Below are 16,212 nucleotides of genomic sequence, written 5' to 3'. Positions count from 1 at the left end.
ACCATGGTGGTCGAGGTGATGATCAATGGTGGAGCGACCCGCTGTACCCGAAGTGATCTGGGCGCGTCCGGAGCGGGCCGGCCGCGGGCCGAAGCCCGCGTACCGCCGTGCGGACATCGCGGCGGCCGCCGTGCGCATCGCGGACGCGGGGGGCCTTGACGCGGTGTCGATGCGGAAGGTGGCGGCCGAGCTGGGCTGCGGCACGATGTCGCTGTACAACTACGTGCCCCGCAAGGAGGACCTGCACGAGCTGATGCTCGACGCGGTCAGCGCCGGTTACGACTACCCGGAGCCCTCCGGTGACTGGCGCGCCGACATCCTCGCCCTCGCCCGTCAGGCCCGGCAGATGATGCACCGCCACACCTGGATGCCCCGGCTGATGTCACCCGTGTACGGATTCAGCCCGAACGCCCTGCGCTATCTCGAGTACACGCTGAGCTGCCTGGACGGGGTCGACGCACGGTTCGGCGCGAAGATGGAGCTCGTCGCCATGGTCAACGGCGTGGTCACCACCTACGCCGCCCATGAGATCGCCACGGCGGAGCGCGGTCGCTCGCTGCCCTGGACCGAGGAACAGGAGCAGGCAGCGCGCACCGGCTATCTGATGAGTCAGATGTCGACCGGGAAGTATCCGCGGCTGGCGGCGGGATTCGCCGAGGAAGCCGGGCCGGTCGATCCGGAGAAGGTCTTCGACCGGGCGATCGGCCGGGTGCTGGACTCGTTCGGCCGCGAGTAGCCGCCCGGTCACAGCAGCGCGAACTGCCCGTCCGGGCCCTCCTCCGGGTGATCGAGCACGGAGGCGGGCCGCCGTACCGAGGCCGCCACCGGCAGCACCCCCGCCGCCCGCAGCTCCTCCGTGCCGATCTGCGGGCCGTGCGCCAGCTCGTCCTGCCGGGGCCGCAGTTCGGCGAGCAGAGCGAGCAGCGTGATCAGTTCCAGCAGCTCGGACGTCCACTCCTGCGGCCAGGCACGGGGCCGGACGGCCTTCAGGCCGTCCGCCCCGGCCACCGCCGTCCGCCGCTCGAACCACAGCTCCAGCACACGTACGCCGCCGACCCGGAACTCCCACGCCCCGGCGGGCACTGGCGAGACGCGCCCCGTGCCGAGGGTCAGCGCCTCCTCCCCGGAGTCGTACGACAGGGCCGACGGGGCGGGAGGTACCGCGGCGCGCACATAGGGGCGGCGCCCGCCCGGCAGCCGTGGCCGCTCCCCGCCGCGGGCCCCGCGCAACTGGAGCCGCAGCAGCTCCCGACCCAGCTCCACCCCCGCCGACCAGCGCGCCGTGTCCGCGGGCAGGGGTACCACGCAGCCGGCCGGGGAGTGCCGGGCCGCCGCGAGGAGCCACGCCAGCACGGACTCGGCGCAGACCGCGTCCCCGTGACGGGCGCGCAGCAGTGCGAGCAGTCCGGGCGCCAGATTGGGTTCGAGGCCGCCGGGGCGCCGGTAGAGCGGACGGATCCGGCCGGGGCGGCCGGCGGGGGAGTGACCGTCGGGGAGCAGTGCCGTCACGGACAGGGCGGGGCCGGTGTCCTGGGGCACCCGGCCGTGTTCGACGGCGAAGAGCTGGTGCCCGTCGGCCACCCGCCACAGTTCAGGACGGGCGACGTCTATCAGCCGGTGGTCGGGGAGCAGCCACTGCTCGTCGAACGGGCCGTGCAGGATCCGTACCGGTTCCGGGCACCGGCCCGGCTCGCGGGCGAACCGGCCGGTCCCGGTGGTCTGTCCGGGCAGGGCGGCCACCGGGGTGTGCGGGGTGCGGGAGCGGGTGGGTCCGAACAGCCGCTCGCGCTCGGCGTCCCCGGCCCGCACCAGCCGGTCCCAGCGGGCCCTGAGCGAAGCCGCGTCCGGAGCCGTCACCCAGGGACGTCCGGTCCGCAACGGCCGTACGGACCAGGGCATGAGGTCGTCGAGGAGCGGTCCGCTCGGGCCCTCGCCGGAGCCGGCCGCTGCCGGTGCTGCCACCGTGTCGTCCTCCCCGTCGCCACGTCCGCCGCCTTCCCCGGCATCGTAACGGCGCCGCCGGGGCCGGGGGCAGGGTGCCGGTGCGGTGGGCCGGGAGGGGGCGGCGGACGTGGCGTCAGTGCGCCTCCACCGTGACCGAGAACGAGAAGCGGTCGCCCCGGTAACGGATCTGCGCCACATCGACCACCCGGCCGCCCTCCTCGTACGTCACGCCCGTGTAGTACAGGATCGGGCTGAGCAGCGGGACCCGGAGCAGGTCGGCGGTGTCCGGGTCCGCGAGCCGGGCCTCGACCGTGTCGGTGATCCTCGCGATCCGGACACCGACCCGGTCGCGCAGCACCTTCGTCATCGGCCAGCGGTCGAGATCGGCGGGGTCGAGCCCGGCCGCGACCTCCGGATGGATCCAGTTCCGGGCCCAGTTGGTGGGCTCGCCGCTCTCCTCGTCGCACCGCAGCCGCCGGTAGCCGACGACCTCCGCGCAGCCGGGGAAGTACTCCGCGACATCTCCAGGCACGGCGAGCGGGCCGTGGTCGAGCACCGTGGTCAGTTCGCCCGACTGCTGGGCGACGATCGCGTCGATCGAGCCGAGCAGCCGGACCGGTGACACCCGGCGGGCGCGCGGTTCGATGAACGTGCCGCGCCGCCGGTGCCGGCTGATCAGCCCCTCCGTCTCCAGTTCCTTGAGCGCCTGGCGCATGGTGAGGACGCTGACGCCGTAGTGCGCGGCGAGCTGCTCCTCGGTCGGCAGCCGCAGCGTGGCGTCCGGGGTGCGGCCCAGTATCGAGGCCCGCAACGACTGCGAGACCTGGTACCACAGCGGCAGTTTGCGGTTCAGGACCAGCGAGTCGGGCGCGAAGGCGGCCCCCTGGGGCGCGGGGGGCTTCAGAGGGGTCTGCGACACCTTGGGTCACCTGCATTCGTCGTCGCCGGCTCCTGCGCGGCCGGTCACGGCATGAAATCGGGGCTCAGTGCATGAAGCTGTGGCTCAGGGCGTGAAGTTGCGGCTCAGACCCTGCCACACGTCGTCGTAGCCGTGCTGAAGGTGTCCGGCGGTCGCGGCCTGCCCGGTCGCCGTGACGGGCCAGCGGGTCTCGAACATGAAGGCCAGGCCGTCGTCGATCTTCTGCGGCTTCAGCTCCGCCGCGCTCGCCCGGTCGAAGGTCTCCCGGTCCGGGCCGTGCGCCGACATCATGTTGTGCAGCGAGCCGCCGCCGGGCACGAAGCCCCCCTTGCCGGCCGTCTTGGCGTCGTACGCGCCCTCGATCAGGCCCATGTACTCGCTCATCACGTTGCGGTGGAAGTACGGCGGCCGGAAGGTGTCCTCGCCGACCAGCCAGCGCGGGGCGAACACCACGAAGTCGACCCCGGCCAGACCGGGTGTGTCCGACGGCGAGGTCAGCACCGTGAAGATCGACGGGTCCGGGTGGTCGTAGCTGATCGAGCCGATCACATTGAACCGGTGCAGGTCATAGACGTACGGGGTGTGGTTGCCGTGCCAGGCGACCACATCGAGCGGCGAGTGGTCGTACGTCGCCGACCAGAGGTTGCCGCAGAACTTGTTGACCACCTCGACCGGGCGCTCCACGTCCTCGTACGCGGCGACCGGGGCGAGGAAGTCCCGCGCGTTGGCCAGGCCGTTGGCGCCGATCGGGCCGAGTTCGGGGAGGACGAAGGGCTGGCCGTAGTTCTCGCAGACGTAGCCGCGCGCGGTGGCGTCGAGCAGCTCGACCCGGAAGCGGACGCCGCGCGGGATCAGCGCGACATGCCCCGGATCGGCGCGCAGCAGGCCCAGTTCGGTGCGGAGCAGGAGGCCGCCGTGCTCGGGGACGATCAGCAGCTCGCCGTCACTGTCGCTGAACACCCGGTCGGTCATCGGGGCGTTGGCGTGGTAGAGGTGCACGGCCATGCCGCTGCGCCGGGCCGCGTCGCCGTTGCCTCCCAGCGTCCACAGGCCGGACAGGAAGTCCGTACCGGGCGCGGGCGCCGGGAGCGGGTCCCAGCGCAGCCGGTTGGGATCGGGGACGGTCTCGGTGAACGGGGCGGTGCGGACGGACCCGTTGTCGATCCGGAGGAACGGCGGATGCGCCGCCGAGGGCCTGATCCGGTAGAGCCACGAGCGCCGGTTGTGGGCGCGCGGCTCGGTGAAGGCCGAGCCGCTCAGCTGCTCCGCGTAGAGCCCCAGGGGTGCGCGCTGCGGTGAGTTGCGCCCGTGCGGCAGCGCCCCCGGTACCGCCTCCGAGCTGTGCTGATTGCCGAAACCGGCGGAATGCCGCAGCTCTTCCGCCGTCTTCCTCGCCTGCTCGATGCCGCTCATGTGCGCTCCCGGTGCCGAAGGAATCCTATGGGTAACCGTAGGAATCAAAAGGAGGTGAGTCAACGGCATTGGTGGTGCGCAGGGGGGTTCCAAAAGTTGAACAATGCTCTACTCTCCGGCACATGTCGTGGACACGAAGACTTCTGGTGATTCTGGCGGCGCTGGCCGCCGCCCTCCTCGCGGTTCCGGCCGCCCAGGCGCACGAGGAACGGCCGGTCACCCTGCCCGACGGCACCGGCAGCGTCCCCGTGCACCGCGGTGGCGAGCCGGACCTCCTGGTCTGCAAGAGCGACCGGGCCGACTTCGAGCACCGGATATCGAGCTTCCCCGACGCCCTGCGGTCCAGGAACCTGAAGCTCTTCGACCGGTGCCAGACTTCCGGCTACCGCCATCTCCAGCAGGCCGTCGACGCGGTCACCGGGCCCGGGAAGAACATCGCGATCCTGCCCGGCCTCTACGAGGAGGAGCCCTCGCTGCCGGCACCGGCCGGCGAGTGCGCCCGGCTGAAGGCCCCCAACTCCCAGCTCGGCTACCAGATCCTGAGCTACGCCCAGCAGGCGAAGTGCCCGCACAACCAGAACCTGGTGGCGATCCTCGGCAAGAAGGACCTCCAGATCGAGGGCACCGGCGCCGAGCGCACGGACGTCGTCATCGACGCCAAGTACCGGAAGCTCAACGCGATCCGGGCGGACGGCTCCGACGGCGTCTACTTCAAGAACTTCACCGCCCAGCGCACCACCTTCAACTCGCTGTACATCCTGGCCCAGGACGGCTTCGTCATCGACGACGTGCTGACCCGCTGGAACGACGAGTACGGCTTCCTGACCTTCGCCGGCGACCACGGCCTCTACAAGAACTGCGAGTCGTACGGCAACGGCGACTCCGGCATCTACCCGGGCAGCGCGTCGAACATCAACGACACGTACGGCTACAAGGTCCCGCGCTACTCGATCGAGATCACCGGCTGCCACAGCCACCACAACATGGTCGGCTACTCCGGCACCGCGGGTGACTCCGTCTACGTCCACGACAACGAGTTCGACCACAACATGGGCGGCGCCTCGATGGACAGCGCCTTCCCCGGCCACCCGGGGCTGCCGCAGAACCACGCCCGCTTCGAGCGCAACCTGATCCACGACAACAACGCCGACTACTACCCCTACGTCGCCGACGGCACCTGCGCCAAGCCGCCGGTCGAGCGGGGTTACGAGAACGGGGTGGTCTGCCCGCAGATCTCCATGCCGCCGGGCACCGGCATCATCACCGCGGGCGGCAACTGGAACATCTACGAGAACAACTGGGTCTACGGGCAGCAGCGCGCCGCCTTCTTCCTGAGCGCCGTCCCCGCCTTCATCCGCGGCGAGAGCGCGCTGGGCAAGCAGACCGACACCTCGCACCACAACCGGTACGCCAACAACCATCTCGGCGTGGACAAGGCGGGCAACGCGCGGCCCAACCGCACCGATGTGTGGTGGGACGGCCAGGGCGACGGCAACTGCTGGCAGTCGGACGCGGGGCCCTCCACGCCCCGCTCGCTGCCCGCCTGCGGCGATGAACGCGGCGCGGTCACCGGCCGCACCGACCGGCTGGTGGGCGAACCCGTCAAGCTCGCCCAGCTGCTGGTCTGCGCCGACTACAACGTGCAGGCGCGCCGGCTGCCGGCCGGCTGCGACTGGTACGGGGCGCGCGGGATCGAGCGCATCGAGTTGCAGGCGGCCCTGGGCACCGCGGTGGTGCTCGTGCTGGTCGGCGGCGTGCTGTGGTGGCGCAGACTGCGATCGAGCAGGCTCGCCACGGCGGCCTCGGTCCTCGGTCTCATCGGCCTCGGCCTGGACGTGGCCGGGTCGACCATGGGGCTCGCCTCCTCGTACCTGCCCGCCGTCGCGCTGCTGCTGACGGGCCTCTGGTGGACGGGCATCGGGCTGGTGCTGCGGCGGGAGCGGCCGGCGCTGGGCTGGACCACGGTGGTGCTGGGCGCGCTCACGCTCCTCGACGCGCTGGACAAGGGTGTGTTCATGATCCCGTGGATCCCGCTGAGCCCCGCCTGGGTGCGGGGGCTGCTCGGCGTGGTCTGGGTGGTGTGGGCCGTGGTGGCCGCCGCCCGGCACGGAGAGCGGGAAGCCGGGAAGCCGGATCCGGACGGCGGTGCGGGCACGGACCGGACGGACCCGGAGCGGGTTCCGGCTGCCGGTACCCCCTCTGCCTCAGCTCCTGCCTCAGCTTCTGCATCTGCCCCGGCCCCGGCTTCCGCCCCGGACAGCACCTCGCCGCCGCAGAGCCCCTCTGACCCCGCCCTCGACGGAGACGCCTCGTGACACGCCTTCAGGACCAGGCACCGGCTGCCCCTCGCCCGCGGCCGCGGACCGGCCGCAGGGCCGCCCTCTGCGTGCTCACCGCAGCCGCCCTCGTGCTCGGCGCGGGTGCCTGCGGCGGGCGGGCCACCACGCACCACAAGCCGGGCACCAGCCACGAGCAGGCCACCGGCAGTGTCGGGCGGCTCCTGTCCTCGGACGACGGCTCCGGTCACCGGCTGCGCCAGGTCGACGCCAAGGGCGCGCCGGAGGTGACCGTCGCCGTGCGGCCGGACTCGGAGGACGGCTGGAACGTCCACCTCTCGGTGCGGAACTTCCGGTTCACCCCGGACAGCGTGGGCGGCGGCGCACTCCTCGGCCGGGGCCACGCCCGCCTCTTCCTCGACGGCCATCCGCTCGCCCGGGTCTACGGAGCCTGGTTCCACCTGCCGGAGTCACTGCTCCGAGGCGCCGGGGGCGGCACCGAACTCACCGCCCGTCTCTACGCCGACGACCACACCGCCTGGGCCGTCGGCTCCACCCCGGTCCAGGCCGCCGCCGCCCTCACCGCCACTGCGACGACCGCACCCGTGTCCACCCCCGCCGAGCCCGCGCCCGGCACCACGCTGGAGATCTCCGTCCGCGACGGCAAGGTCAGCCCGGCGCCGGGGCGCGCCGAGATCAAGAAGGGCCGGACCGTGCGGCTCCGGGTCCGCAGCGACCACGACGACACCCTGCACGTGCACGGCTACGACAAGGAGGCGCGGCTGCCCGCGGGCAAGACCGTCACGCTCACGTTCACCGCCGACCGCACCGGGCTCTTCGAGGTCGAGACGCATGAGTCCGATCTGCTCCTGACCCAACTCGTCGTCCGGTGACGGCCGGTCCGGGCAGCGGTATCGGCTCCGGTGCCGGCGCCGATACCGGTGCGGATGCCGTGAGCGTTCTCGCCCATGGCATCGGTGCCCAGCACGATCTGCCGCTCTCGCCCTTCTACGCGTTCGCGGGCGCCTTCGCCGCGCTGTTCGTCTCCTTTCTCGCGCTCGGCCTGCTCTGGTCCGCCTCCCGGTTCCGCGGCGGACTGGCGGGCCGCCCGCTGCCGGCCGCCGTCCAGCGCGCGGCCGACGCGCGTGCCACCCGCGTCGTGGCCCGCGCGCTCGGCCTGGCCGCCGCGCTGTTCGTCGTGCTGTACCTCCTTCTCGGCCCGGCCGACCCGGACCGCAATCCGGCTCCCGGCGCCGTCTACGTACTCCTCTGGGTCGGGCTCGTACCGGCCTCACTGCTGCTCGGTCCCGTCTGGCGGCTGCTCAACCCCTTGCGCACCCTCCACCTCCTGGCCTGTCGCGTGCTGGGGCGCGACCCCGACGCCGGCCACCCCCTCCCCGTACGCCTCGGGATGTGGCCCGCGGCGGCCGGGCTGCTCGCCTTCACCTGGCTCGAACTCGTCGCCCCCGACCCCGCGTCACCCACGGCGCTGCTGCTCTTCCTCGCCCTGTACTCCGCCGTCCATCTCGCGGGCGCCGCCCGCCACGGCGCCCACTGGTTCGACCACGCCGACGCCTTCGAGGTCTATTCGGGACTCCTCGCCAGGCTCGCCCCGCTCGGCCGCCGCCCGGCCGACCGCCGCCTCGTCCTGCGCTCCCCGTTCAACGGACTCGACGCCACACCCCAGCTCCCCGGGCTCGTCGCCACCGTCTGCGTCATGCTCGGCTCCACCGCCTACGACGGCTTCTCCGACGCACCCTCCTGGATCACCACCGTCCAGACCTCCCCCCTGGGCCGTACCACCGCGGCGACTCTCGGACTTCTGGGCGCCGCCGCCCTCGTCGCCACCCTCTACGCGCTCTGCGCCGGTGCCACCCGGCTGATCTCCGGCCAACTGCCCCACCCCCTCACCGCCTTCGCGCACTCGCTCGTCCCGATCGCCCTCGGCTATCTCGTCGCCCACTACTTCACACTCTTCGTCACCGAAGGTCCACGTACGGTCATGGTGGCACTCGGCACTGACAGCCCGGCTCCGCCCGAGCCGCTCCTGGGGCCGGGCGGCGTCGCCACCCTCCAGGTCCTCGCGATCGTCCTCGGCCATGTCCTCGGCGTCGTCGCCGCCCACGACCGTTCCGTACGGCTCTTCCCGCCCCGGCGCGCGATAGCCGGACAACTCCCGCTGCTGGTCCTGATGATCGCGTACACCATCGGCGGGCTGAGTCTGCTCATCGCCTGAGGCCGGTGCGCACCTTTATGCCCGGCGAAGGAGGCCCACGGCATCATGGAGTCCGTGCCCCATGCGAACACGAACCTCCGCCGCGCCCCTGTGCAGCAGCGCAGTGCCGAGCGCCTCGCCCGGATACTCGACGCCTGCGCCGAACTCCTCGACGAGACCGGCTACGAGCAGCTCTCGACCCGGGCCGTGGCCGTGCGCGCCGAAGTCCCCATCGGCTCCGTCTACCGGTTCTTCTCCAACAAGCGCGCCCTCGCCGACGCCCTCGCCCTGCGCAATCTGGACAGCTACGCCGAGCGCATCGCGGCCCGGCTGGCCGCCATCGCGGCCGACGACTGGCGCCGTGCCATCGATGCCGTGCTCGACGAGTACCTGGCGATGAAACGTTCCGTACCCGGCTTCGCGTTCGTCGACTTCGGCGCACCGGCCCCCGACGAGGACCCGGCCGACGACGCCAATCACCGGGTCGCGAGCCGGCTCGCCGAGCTTCTCTGCGAGCATCTGGGCCGTACCTCCGACGAGGATCTGCTGCGCACCATCCTGGTGTGCGTGGAGGCCACCGACGCCCTGCTCAAGCTCGCCTTCCGCATCGCCCCGGCCGGCGACCAGGCGATCGTCACCGAGACCCGGGTGCTGATCCAGGCGTATCTGGCGCGCGTGCTGGACTGAGGCCGTCCGGCGCGCAGCGTCCGGCGCGTCCCGGCCGGAGGGCCGGACAATCGACCCGCCGCGACACCTCCCCACCATGCGTACCGGTCGGTATGCTCGGCTCTGCTCGACCGCGTACGCACGTCAACGCTGCCGCCGCCCCGGGGAGGGCCCATGCCGCACGACCCCAGCAGTACCCGCACCGCCCTGCGCATCTGCCCCCTCTGCGAAGCCACCTGCGGACTCACCCTCACCATCGAGGGGAGCAGGGTCACCGGCGCCCGCGGCGACCGCGACGACGTGTTCAGCCAGGGCTTCATCTGCCCCAAGGGCGCCTCCATCGGCGCACTCGACGAGGATCCCGACCGGCTGCGCACCCCGCTCGTCCGCAGGAACGGTGTCCTGACGGAGGCGAGCTGGGGCGAGGCGTTCGACGCGATCGCCCGCGCCCTGCCGGCCGTCACCGAGGAGCACGGCCCGCAGGCCGTCGGCGTCGTCCTCGGCAATCCCAACGTGCACACCATGGCCGGGGCCCTCTACCCGTCGGCCCTGCTCGCCGCCCTGCGGACCCGGGCCCTGTTCACCGCGAGCACCCTGGACCAGATGCCCAAGCACGTCTCCAGCGGGCTGCTCTTCGGCGACCCGAACACGATCGCGGTACCGGACCTCGACCGCACCGGGCACCTGCTGCTGCTCGGCGCCAACCCGCTCGAATCCAACGGCAGCCTCTGCACCGCCCCCGACTTCCCCGGCAAGCTGAAGGCGCTGCGCCGCCGCGGCGGCAGCCTCACCGTCGTCGACCCGCGCCGCACCCGCACCGCACGTCTCGCCGACCGGCACGTCGCCATCCGCCCCGGAACCGACGCCCTCCTGCTCGCCGCCCTCACCCACGTACTGTTCGAGGAGAGGCTGACCGACCCCGGCGCTCTCGCGGATCACATCCAGGGGATCGACGAAGTAGCCGAAGCGGTACGGGACTTCCCGCCCGAGGCGGTGGCCGGGGCCTGTGACGTGGACGCCGGAACCATCCGCACGATCGCCCGGGAGCTCGCGGCCGCCCCCACCGCCGCCGTCTACGGCCGCATCGGCAGCTGCACCGTCGAACACGGCACCCTCGCCAGCTGGCTCGTCGACGTCCTCAACATCCTCACCGGCAACCTCGACCGCCCCGGCGGCGCCCTCTTCCCGCTCTCCGCCACCGCCCGCGCCCCACGACCCGCCGCTCTCGGCAGGGGATTCGACCTCGGGCGCTGGTCGAGCCGGGTCTCCGGGCATCCCGAGGCCAAGGGCGAACTGCCCATCTCCGCACTGGCCGAGGAGATCGGCACACCGGGGCAGGGGCGCATCCGCGCGCTGATCGTCCTGGCCGCCAACCCCGTGCTCTCGGCGCCCGACGGCGACCGGCTCGACCGGGTGCTGGCCGACGGGCTCGACTTCATGGTGAGCGTCGACCCGTACCTCAACGAGACCTCGCGCCATGCCGATGTGCTGCTCCCCCCGCCGCCGCCCTCGCAGAGCGCCCACTTCGACTTCGCGTTCAACACCCTGGCCGTGCGCAACCAGGTCCGCTACACCCGGCCCGCCGTTCCCCTGGACGCGGACCGGATGGACGAGAGCGAGATCCTCGCCCGGCTGGTCCTGGCCGTCTCCGGGATGCACGGCGCGGAGCCGGACGCCGTGGACGCCATGGTCATCGACCGGACCCTCGGCAAGACCGTCACCGACCCCCACTCGCCCGTGCACGGCCGGACCCCCGCCGACCTCGCCGCCGCGCTCACCGGCCGCACCGGACCCGAACGCCGCCTCGACCTGATGCTGCGCCTCGGCCCGTACGGCGACGGCTTCGGCGCCGACCCCGACGGCCTCACCCTGGAACGGCTGCTCGCCCACCCGCACGGCATCGACCTCGGCCCCCTCACCTCACGGGTCCCCCAGGTCCTCACCACCCGCAGCGGACGCGTCGAACTGCTCCCCGCGCCCATCGCCGCCGATCTGCCCCGGCTGCGCGACGCCCTCGCGGGCCGTACCGACCCCGACGCGCTCGTCCTCATCGGCCGCCGCCACCTGCGCTCCAACAACAGCTGGATGCACAACGTCGCCGCCCTCACCGGCGGTTCCAACGTGTGCACCCTCCAGATGCACCCCGAGGACGCGGCGCGTCTCGGACTGGCGGACGGCGCCGCCGCCACCGTCTCGGCGGACGGGGGTGAGGTGACCGCCCCCGTCGAGATCACCGACGGAGTACGGACGGGCGTGGTGAGCCTCCCGCACGGCTGGGGGCACAGCCGCCCCGGCACCCGGATGTCCGTCGCCGCGGCGCGGCCCGGCGTCAACGTCAATCAGCTGCTCGACGGCACCCGGCTCGACCCGCTCTCCGGCACCGCCGTGCTCAACGGCATCCCCGTCACCGTGGCACCCGCACGCTGACCGAAGCCCTGTCGGACGGTTCGACGCGGCCCCCGAACCAGGCCCAGTACCTGGCAACCTTTGCGCGAGTCATTCCCTCACCCCGCCCAGTGGGTTAATTTCAGGCCACTGCTGCCGCTCCCCACCGCTCCACCACCATCCTTCCGGGCGGAACCACATGACTCGCGCCATCACTCTGAACAATGTCAGCAAGGCGTACGGGCGGTCCTCGCGTGCCGTCGACCGTCTCTCGCTCTCCATCGACCCGGGCGAGTTCGTCGTCCTGCTGGGCCCCTCGGGCTGCGGAAAATCGACCGTGCTCCGCATGATCGCCGGTCTTGAGGACGTCTCCGAGGGCGAGATACTGCTCGACGGTGAACCGGCCGACCACCTCACGCCCCGCGAACGCGGGATGGCCATGGTCTTCCAGAACTTCGCGCTGTACCCGACCATGACCAACCGGGCCAACATCGGCTTCCCGCTGAAGCTGGAGAACCCGCGCCAGGACCACAACGAGCGCATCGAGAACACGGCCAGGATGCTCGGGATCGAGAGCGTCCTGGACCGGCTCCCCGGCCAGCTCTCCGGCGGCGAGCGCCAGCGGGTCGCCATGGGCCGGGCCATCTCGCGCCAGCCCTCCGCCTTCCTGATGGACGAGCCCCTCTCCAACCTCGACGCGAAGCTCCGCAACCATCTGCGCGCCGAGATATCCCAGCTCACCAAGGAACTCGGCGTCACCACGGTCTACGTGACCCACGACCAGGCCGAGGCGATGTCGCTGGGCCACCGGGTCGCCGTGATGCGCGGGGGAGTGCTCCAGCAGGTCAGCCCGCCGCGCGAGGTGTACGCCCTGCCGGAGAACGTGTTCGTCGCCGCGTTCATCGGCACCCCGCGGATCAATCTGCTCCAGGCCGTCGTCCACGCACCCCTGGAGGGGCGGATGTCGATCGACCTCGGCCGCCAGCGCCTCCCGCTGCCCGAACCGCTCAGCCCCGACCACCAGTTGCTCCGCATCCAGCAGGGCCGCCGGGTCATCGTCGGACTGCGCTCCGAAGCGGTCCGGATCGCCGCGCCCAGCCAGGCCCGCCCCGGGGAGGTCGCGCTCAGCGGCATCGTCGAGCATGTCGAGTACCAGGGGCACGAGGCGCTGGTCCACCTCAACACCGGTTCACAGCCCGCCGTGGTGCCGGATCTGGAATCGGCGCGCCCGGAGCGCGGCGCCCCGCGAAGGCGCCGCGGCGCCGAGGGCGGAGCCGGCGTGCTGGAACGGCTCAGGGAACGCGCCACCGGGTACATCAGCGGCCCCGTCGCCGTACTGGACGAGCCGCGTCCCGGGGAGCTGCCGCCGGGGGTGCGCAGCCCCGACCGCCCCGCGGTCACGGCCAGCGACCTCGTCGTGCGCACCGGCCCCGACATGCGGCTGCGCACCGGGGGCCAGGTCCCGCTCCTGGTGGACCTGGCGCACCTGTACGTCTTCGACCACCAGGGGCGCCGGATCTGCCCGCTGCCGAAGGACGTCCCCGGGCTGGACATGTAACCGGCGGCCGGACGGAGAGGGAGGCCGCCCGCGCCCTGTCAGGTGAACCCGAGCACCCCCGGGCGAAACGGTGGACCACGCGTGACCCGTGTCTCTGGCGCCCGAAAACTAACGGCGCTAGTTTGGGGCGTGGACGACCAGGTCAGTCACCGTGCCCGGGAGGAACACCATGAAGGCCCACGACGGTATGTACATCGGCGGCGAGTGGCGGCGAGCCGCGGGAACGGACACGATCGCGGTCGTCAATCCGGCGGACGAGCGGGTCATCGCCCATGTCCCGGCCGGAACGGCGGCCGACGTCGATGATGCGGTACGGGCCGCGCGCGCCGCCTTCCCCGGCTGGGCCGCGACCCCGCCGGCCGAGCGCGCCGCCCGGATCGGCGCGCTGCGCGACGTACTGGCGGCCCGCAAGGACGAGATCGCCGGGACGGTCACCGCCGAACTGGGCTCACCGCTGCCGATGTCGCAGATGGTGCACGCGGGGGTGCCGGTGCTGGTCGCCGGCTCGTACGCCGAACTCGCCGCGACGTACGCCTTCGAGGAGCGGCACGGCAACTCCACCGTGCTCCTGGAGCCCGTCGGCGTGGTCGGCGCGATCACTCCGTGGAACTACCCGCTGCACCAGATCGTCGCCAAGGTCGCTCCCGCGCTCGCCGCGGGCTGCACCGTCGTCCTCAAGCCCGCCGAGGACACCCCGCTCACCGCTCAGCTCTTCGCCGAGGCCACCGCCGAGGCCGGTCTGCCCGCCGGGGTCTTCAACCTGGTCACCGGCCTCGGCCCGGTCGCCGGACAGGCCCTCGCCGCGCACGAGGACGTGGACCTGGTCTCCTTCACCGGGTCCACCGCCGTCGGCAAGCAGATCGGCGCCACCGCGGGCGGCGCGGTCAAGCGCGTCGCCCTGGAGCTCGGCGGGAAGTCCGCCAACGTCATCCTGCCCGGCGCGGATCTCGCTCGGGCGGTCAACGTCGGCGTCGCCAACGTGATGTCCAACTCCGGCCAGACGTGCAGCGCCTGGACCCGGATGCTGGTGGACGCCGACCGGTACGAGGAGGCGGTCGCCCTCGCCGCTGCGGCCGTCGCGAAGTACGTGCCCGGCGAGCGGGTCGGCCCGCTCGTCAACGCCAAGCAGCAGGCCCGGGTGCGCGGTTACATCGAGAAGGGCATCGAGGAGGGCGCCCGCGTCGTCGCGGGTGGCCCGGACGCGCCGCTCGGCACGGGCTACTACGTCAGCCCCACCGTCTTCGCCGACGTCACCCCGGAGATGACCATCGCCCAGGAGGAGATCTTCGGCCCGGTCATCTCGATCCTGAAGTACGAGGACGAGGACGACGCCCTGCGGATCGCCAACGGCACCGTGTACGGGCTCGCCGGCGCCGTCTGGGCCGCCGACGACGCGGAGGCCGTCGCCTTCGCCCGCCGCATGGACACCGGACAGGTCGACATCAACGGCGGCCGGTTCAACCCGCTCGCCCCCTTCGGCGGCTACAAGCAGTCCGGCGTCGGCCGCGAACTGGGTCTCCACGGCCTGGCGGAGTACCTCCAGACCAAGTCCCTCCAGTTCTGAGCCGGCTCCCCCGAGCCCGCCACCCGAGCCCGCACTCCCCGATCAGCAAGGAGCCAGTCCGTGGTCCGCGCCGCCGTACTGCCCGCCGTCGGAGCTCCGCTGGAGATCACCGGCATCACCCTTCCGGAGCCCGGCCCCGGCCAGGTGCGCGTCCGCCTCGCGGCCGCCGGGGTCTGCCACTCCGACCTCTCGCTGTCCAACGGCACCATGCGGGTGCCGGTGCCCGCCGTCCTCGGCCATGAGGGCGCGGGCACCGTCCTCTCCGTGGGCGACGGCGTCACCCATGTCGCGCCCGGCGACGGCGTGGTGCTCAACTGGGCCCCGTCCTGCGGAAGCTGTCACCACTGCGGGATCGGCGAGGTCTGGCTCTGCGCCAACGCCCTGGCCGGGGCGGCGAACATCCACGCCCGCACCGCCGACGGCACCGAACTGCACCCCGGGCTGAACGTCGCCGCCTTCGCGCAGGAGACCGTCGTCGCCGCGAACTGCGTGCTGCCCGCCCCGGACGGCATCCCGCTCACCGACGCCGCCCTGCTCGGCTGCGCGGTGCTGACCGGGTACGGCGCGGTCCACCACAGCGCGCGGGTCCGCGCGGGCGAGTCCGTCGTCGTGTTCGGCATCGGCGGGGTGGGCCTGGCGGTCCTTCAGTCCGCCCGGATCGCGGGCGCCTCGCGGATCATCGCGGTGGATGTCTCCCCGGAGAAGGAGGAGCTGGCCCGGCAGGCGGGCGCCACCGACTACGTCATCGCCTCCGCCACCACGCCCCGCGAGATCCGCGGCCTCACCGGCGGCCAGGGCGCGGACGTCGCGATCGAGTGCGTCGGCCGGGCCGCCACCATCCGTACCGCGTGGGAGTCCACCCGCCGGGGCGGCCGCACCACGGTCGTCGGCATCGGCGGCAAGGACCAGGAGGTGACCTTCAACGCCCTGGAGATCTTCCACTGGGGCCGGTCCCTGACGGGCTGCGTGTACGGGAACAGCGACCCGGCCCGCGATCTGCCGGTGCTGGCCGGCCACATCGGGGCGGGCCGTTTCGACCTCTCGATGATGGTCACCGAACGGATCGCGCTGGAGGGCATCCCGGCGGCCTTCGACAACATGATCGCGGGCAGGGGCGGCCGGGCGCTGGTGGTCTTCCAGGGCGTGTTTCGGAAGTAGCGCCGTCCGCCCGAAGGGCGGGCCCGGCGGTGTCCGGTGCGTGTGATCGCAAGGCGGAGGGTCGCCCCGATACTGGTTGTACCGGGGCGACCCCGACAACGCGGCGAGCGTGCG

General features: G+C 72.6%; 12 protein-coding genes. 9 read left to right on the top strand and 3 right to left on the bottom strand.

The window, feature by feature from the left end; genetic code table 11:
* Positions 1 to 25 precede the first annotated feature (25 nt).
* Positions 26 to 736, top strand: coding sequence for a TetR/AcrR family transcriptional regulator (locus AB0I52_RS16850; protein WP_363073206.1), 711 nt, complete (start codon positions 26 to 28; stop codon positions 734 to 736).
* An 8-nt stretch (positions 737 to 744) separates the two neighbouring features.
* Here the strand turns inward: AB0I52_RS16850 and AB0I52_RS16845 are convergent, their stop codons facing one another.
* From AB0I52_RS16845 to hmgA, 3 genes are all read right to left on the bottom strand, one after another.
* On the bottom strand, positions 745 to 1,962 hold the full coding sequence (locus AB0I52_RS16845) for a type ISP restriction/modification enzyme (protein ID WP_363073204.1): 1,218 nt from the start codon (positions 1,960 to 1,962) through the stop codon (positions 745 to 747).
* A gap of 115 nt (positions 1,963 to 2,077) precedes the next feature.
* Positions 2,078 to 2,863: a GntR family transcriptional regulator gene (locus AB0I52_RS16840; RefSeq protein WP_363073202.1), complete on the bottom strand. Its 786-nt coding sequence runs from the start codon at positions 2,861 to 2,863 to the stop codon at positions 2,078 to 2,080.
* Positions 2,864 to 2,947: 84 nt separating this feature from the next.
* The gene (gene hmgA, locus AB0I52_RS16835; RefSeq protein WP_363073200.1) at positions 2,948 to 4,276 is read right to left on the bottom strand and encodes a homogentisate 1,2-dioxygenase; all 1,329 of its coding nucleotides are present in this window, start codon (positions 4,274 to 4,276) and stop codon (positions 2,948 to 2,950) included.
* 122 nt (positions 4,277 to 4,398) lie between these two features.
* Between hmgA and AB0I52_RS16830 the strand changes: the two genes are divergently transcribed.
* The 8 genes from AB0I52_RS16830 to AB0I52_RS16795 all read left to right on the top strand — a co-directional run bounded on the left by AB0I52_RS16830 (position 4,399) and on the right by AB0I52_RS16795 (position 16,098).
* Positions 4,399 to 6,591, top strand: coding sequence for a right-handed parallel beta-helix repeat-containing protein (locus AB0I52_RS16830; protein WP_363073198.1), 2,193 nt, complete (start codon positions 4,399 to 4,401; stop codon positions 6,589 to 6,591).
* 71 nt (positions 6,592 to 6,662) lie between these two features.
* Positions 6,663 to 7,445, top strand: coding sequence for a hypothetical protein (locus AB0I52_RS16825; protein WP_363073360.1), 783 nt, complete (start codon positions 6,663 to 6,665; stop codon positions 7,443 to 7,445).
* Positions 7,446 to 7,504: 59 nt separating this feature from the next.
* A complete protein-coding gene (locus tag AB0I52_RS16820; RefSeq protein ID WP_363073196.1) occupies positions 7,505 to 8,788 on the top strand; it encodes a hypothetical protein in 1,284 nt (427 codons plus the stop codon).
* 45 nt (positions 8,789 to 8,833) lie between these two features.
* Positions 8,834 to 9,454, top strand: coding sequence for a TetR/AcrR family transcriptional regulator (locus AB0I52_RS16815; RefSeq protein WP_363073194.1), 621 nt, complete (start codon positions 8,834 to 8,836; stop codon positions 9,452 to 9,454).
* A 153-nt stretch (positions 9,455 to 9,607) separates the two neighbouring features.
* Complete coding sequence (locus AB0I52_RS16810) at positions 9,608 to 11,860, top strand: molybdopterin oxidoreductase family protein (RefSeq protein ID WP_363073192.1); 2,253 nt, start codon at positions 9,608 to 9,610, stop codon at positions 11,858 to 11,860.
* Between the two features lie 157 nt (positions 11,861 to 12,017).
* The gene (locus AB0I52_RS16805; RefSeq protein ID WP_363073190.1) at positions 12,018 to 13,376 is read left to right on the top strand and encodes an ABC transporter ATP-binding protein; all 1,359 of its coding nucleotides are present in this window, start codon (positions 12,018 to 12,020) and stop codon (positions 13,374 to 13,376) included.
* Between the two features lie 169 nt (positions 13,377 to 13,545).
* Positions 13,546 to 14,940 carry an aldehyde dehydrogenase family protein gene (locus AB0I52_RS16800; RefSeq protein ID WP_363073188.1) on the top strand — a complete coding sequence of 465 codons (1,395 nt, stop codon included), beginning with the start codon at positions 13,546 to 13,548 and terminating at the stop codon, positions 14,938 to 14,940.
* A gap of 60 nt (positions 14,941 to 15,000) precedes the next feature.
* Positions 15,001 to 16,098 (top strand): Zn-dependent alcohol dehydrogenase, encoded by a 1,098-nt coding sequence (locus AB0I52_RS16795; RefSeq protein ID WP_363073186.1) that lies wholly within the window; start codon positions 15,001 to 15,003, stop codon positions 16,096 to 16,098.
* The last annotated feature ends 114 nt before the right edge of the window (positions 16,099 to 16,212 follow it).

It is taken from the genome of Streptomyces sp. NPDC050423 (genome assembly GCF_040655445.1).
Taxonomy (GTDB): Bacteria; Actinomycetota; Actinomycetes; order Streptomycetales; family Streptomycetaceae; genus Streptomyces.
Note: the sequence above shows the minus strand (reverse complement) of the source record. Positions and strands in the feature narration are given on the sequence as shown.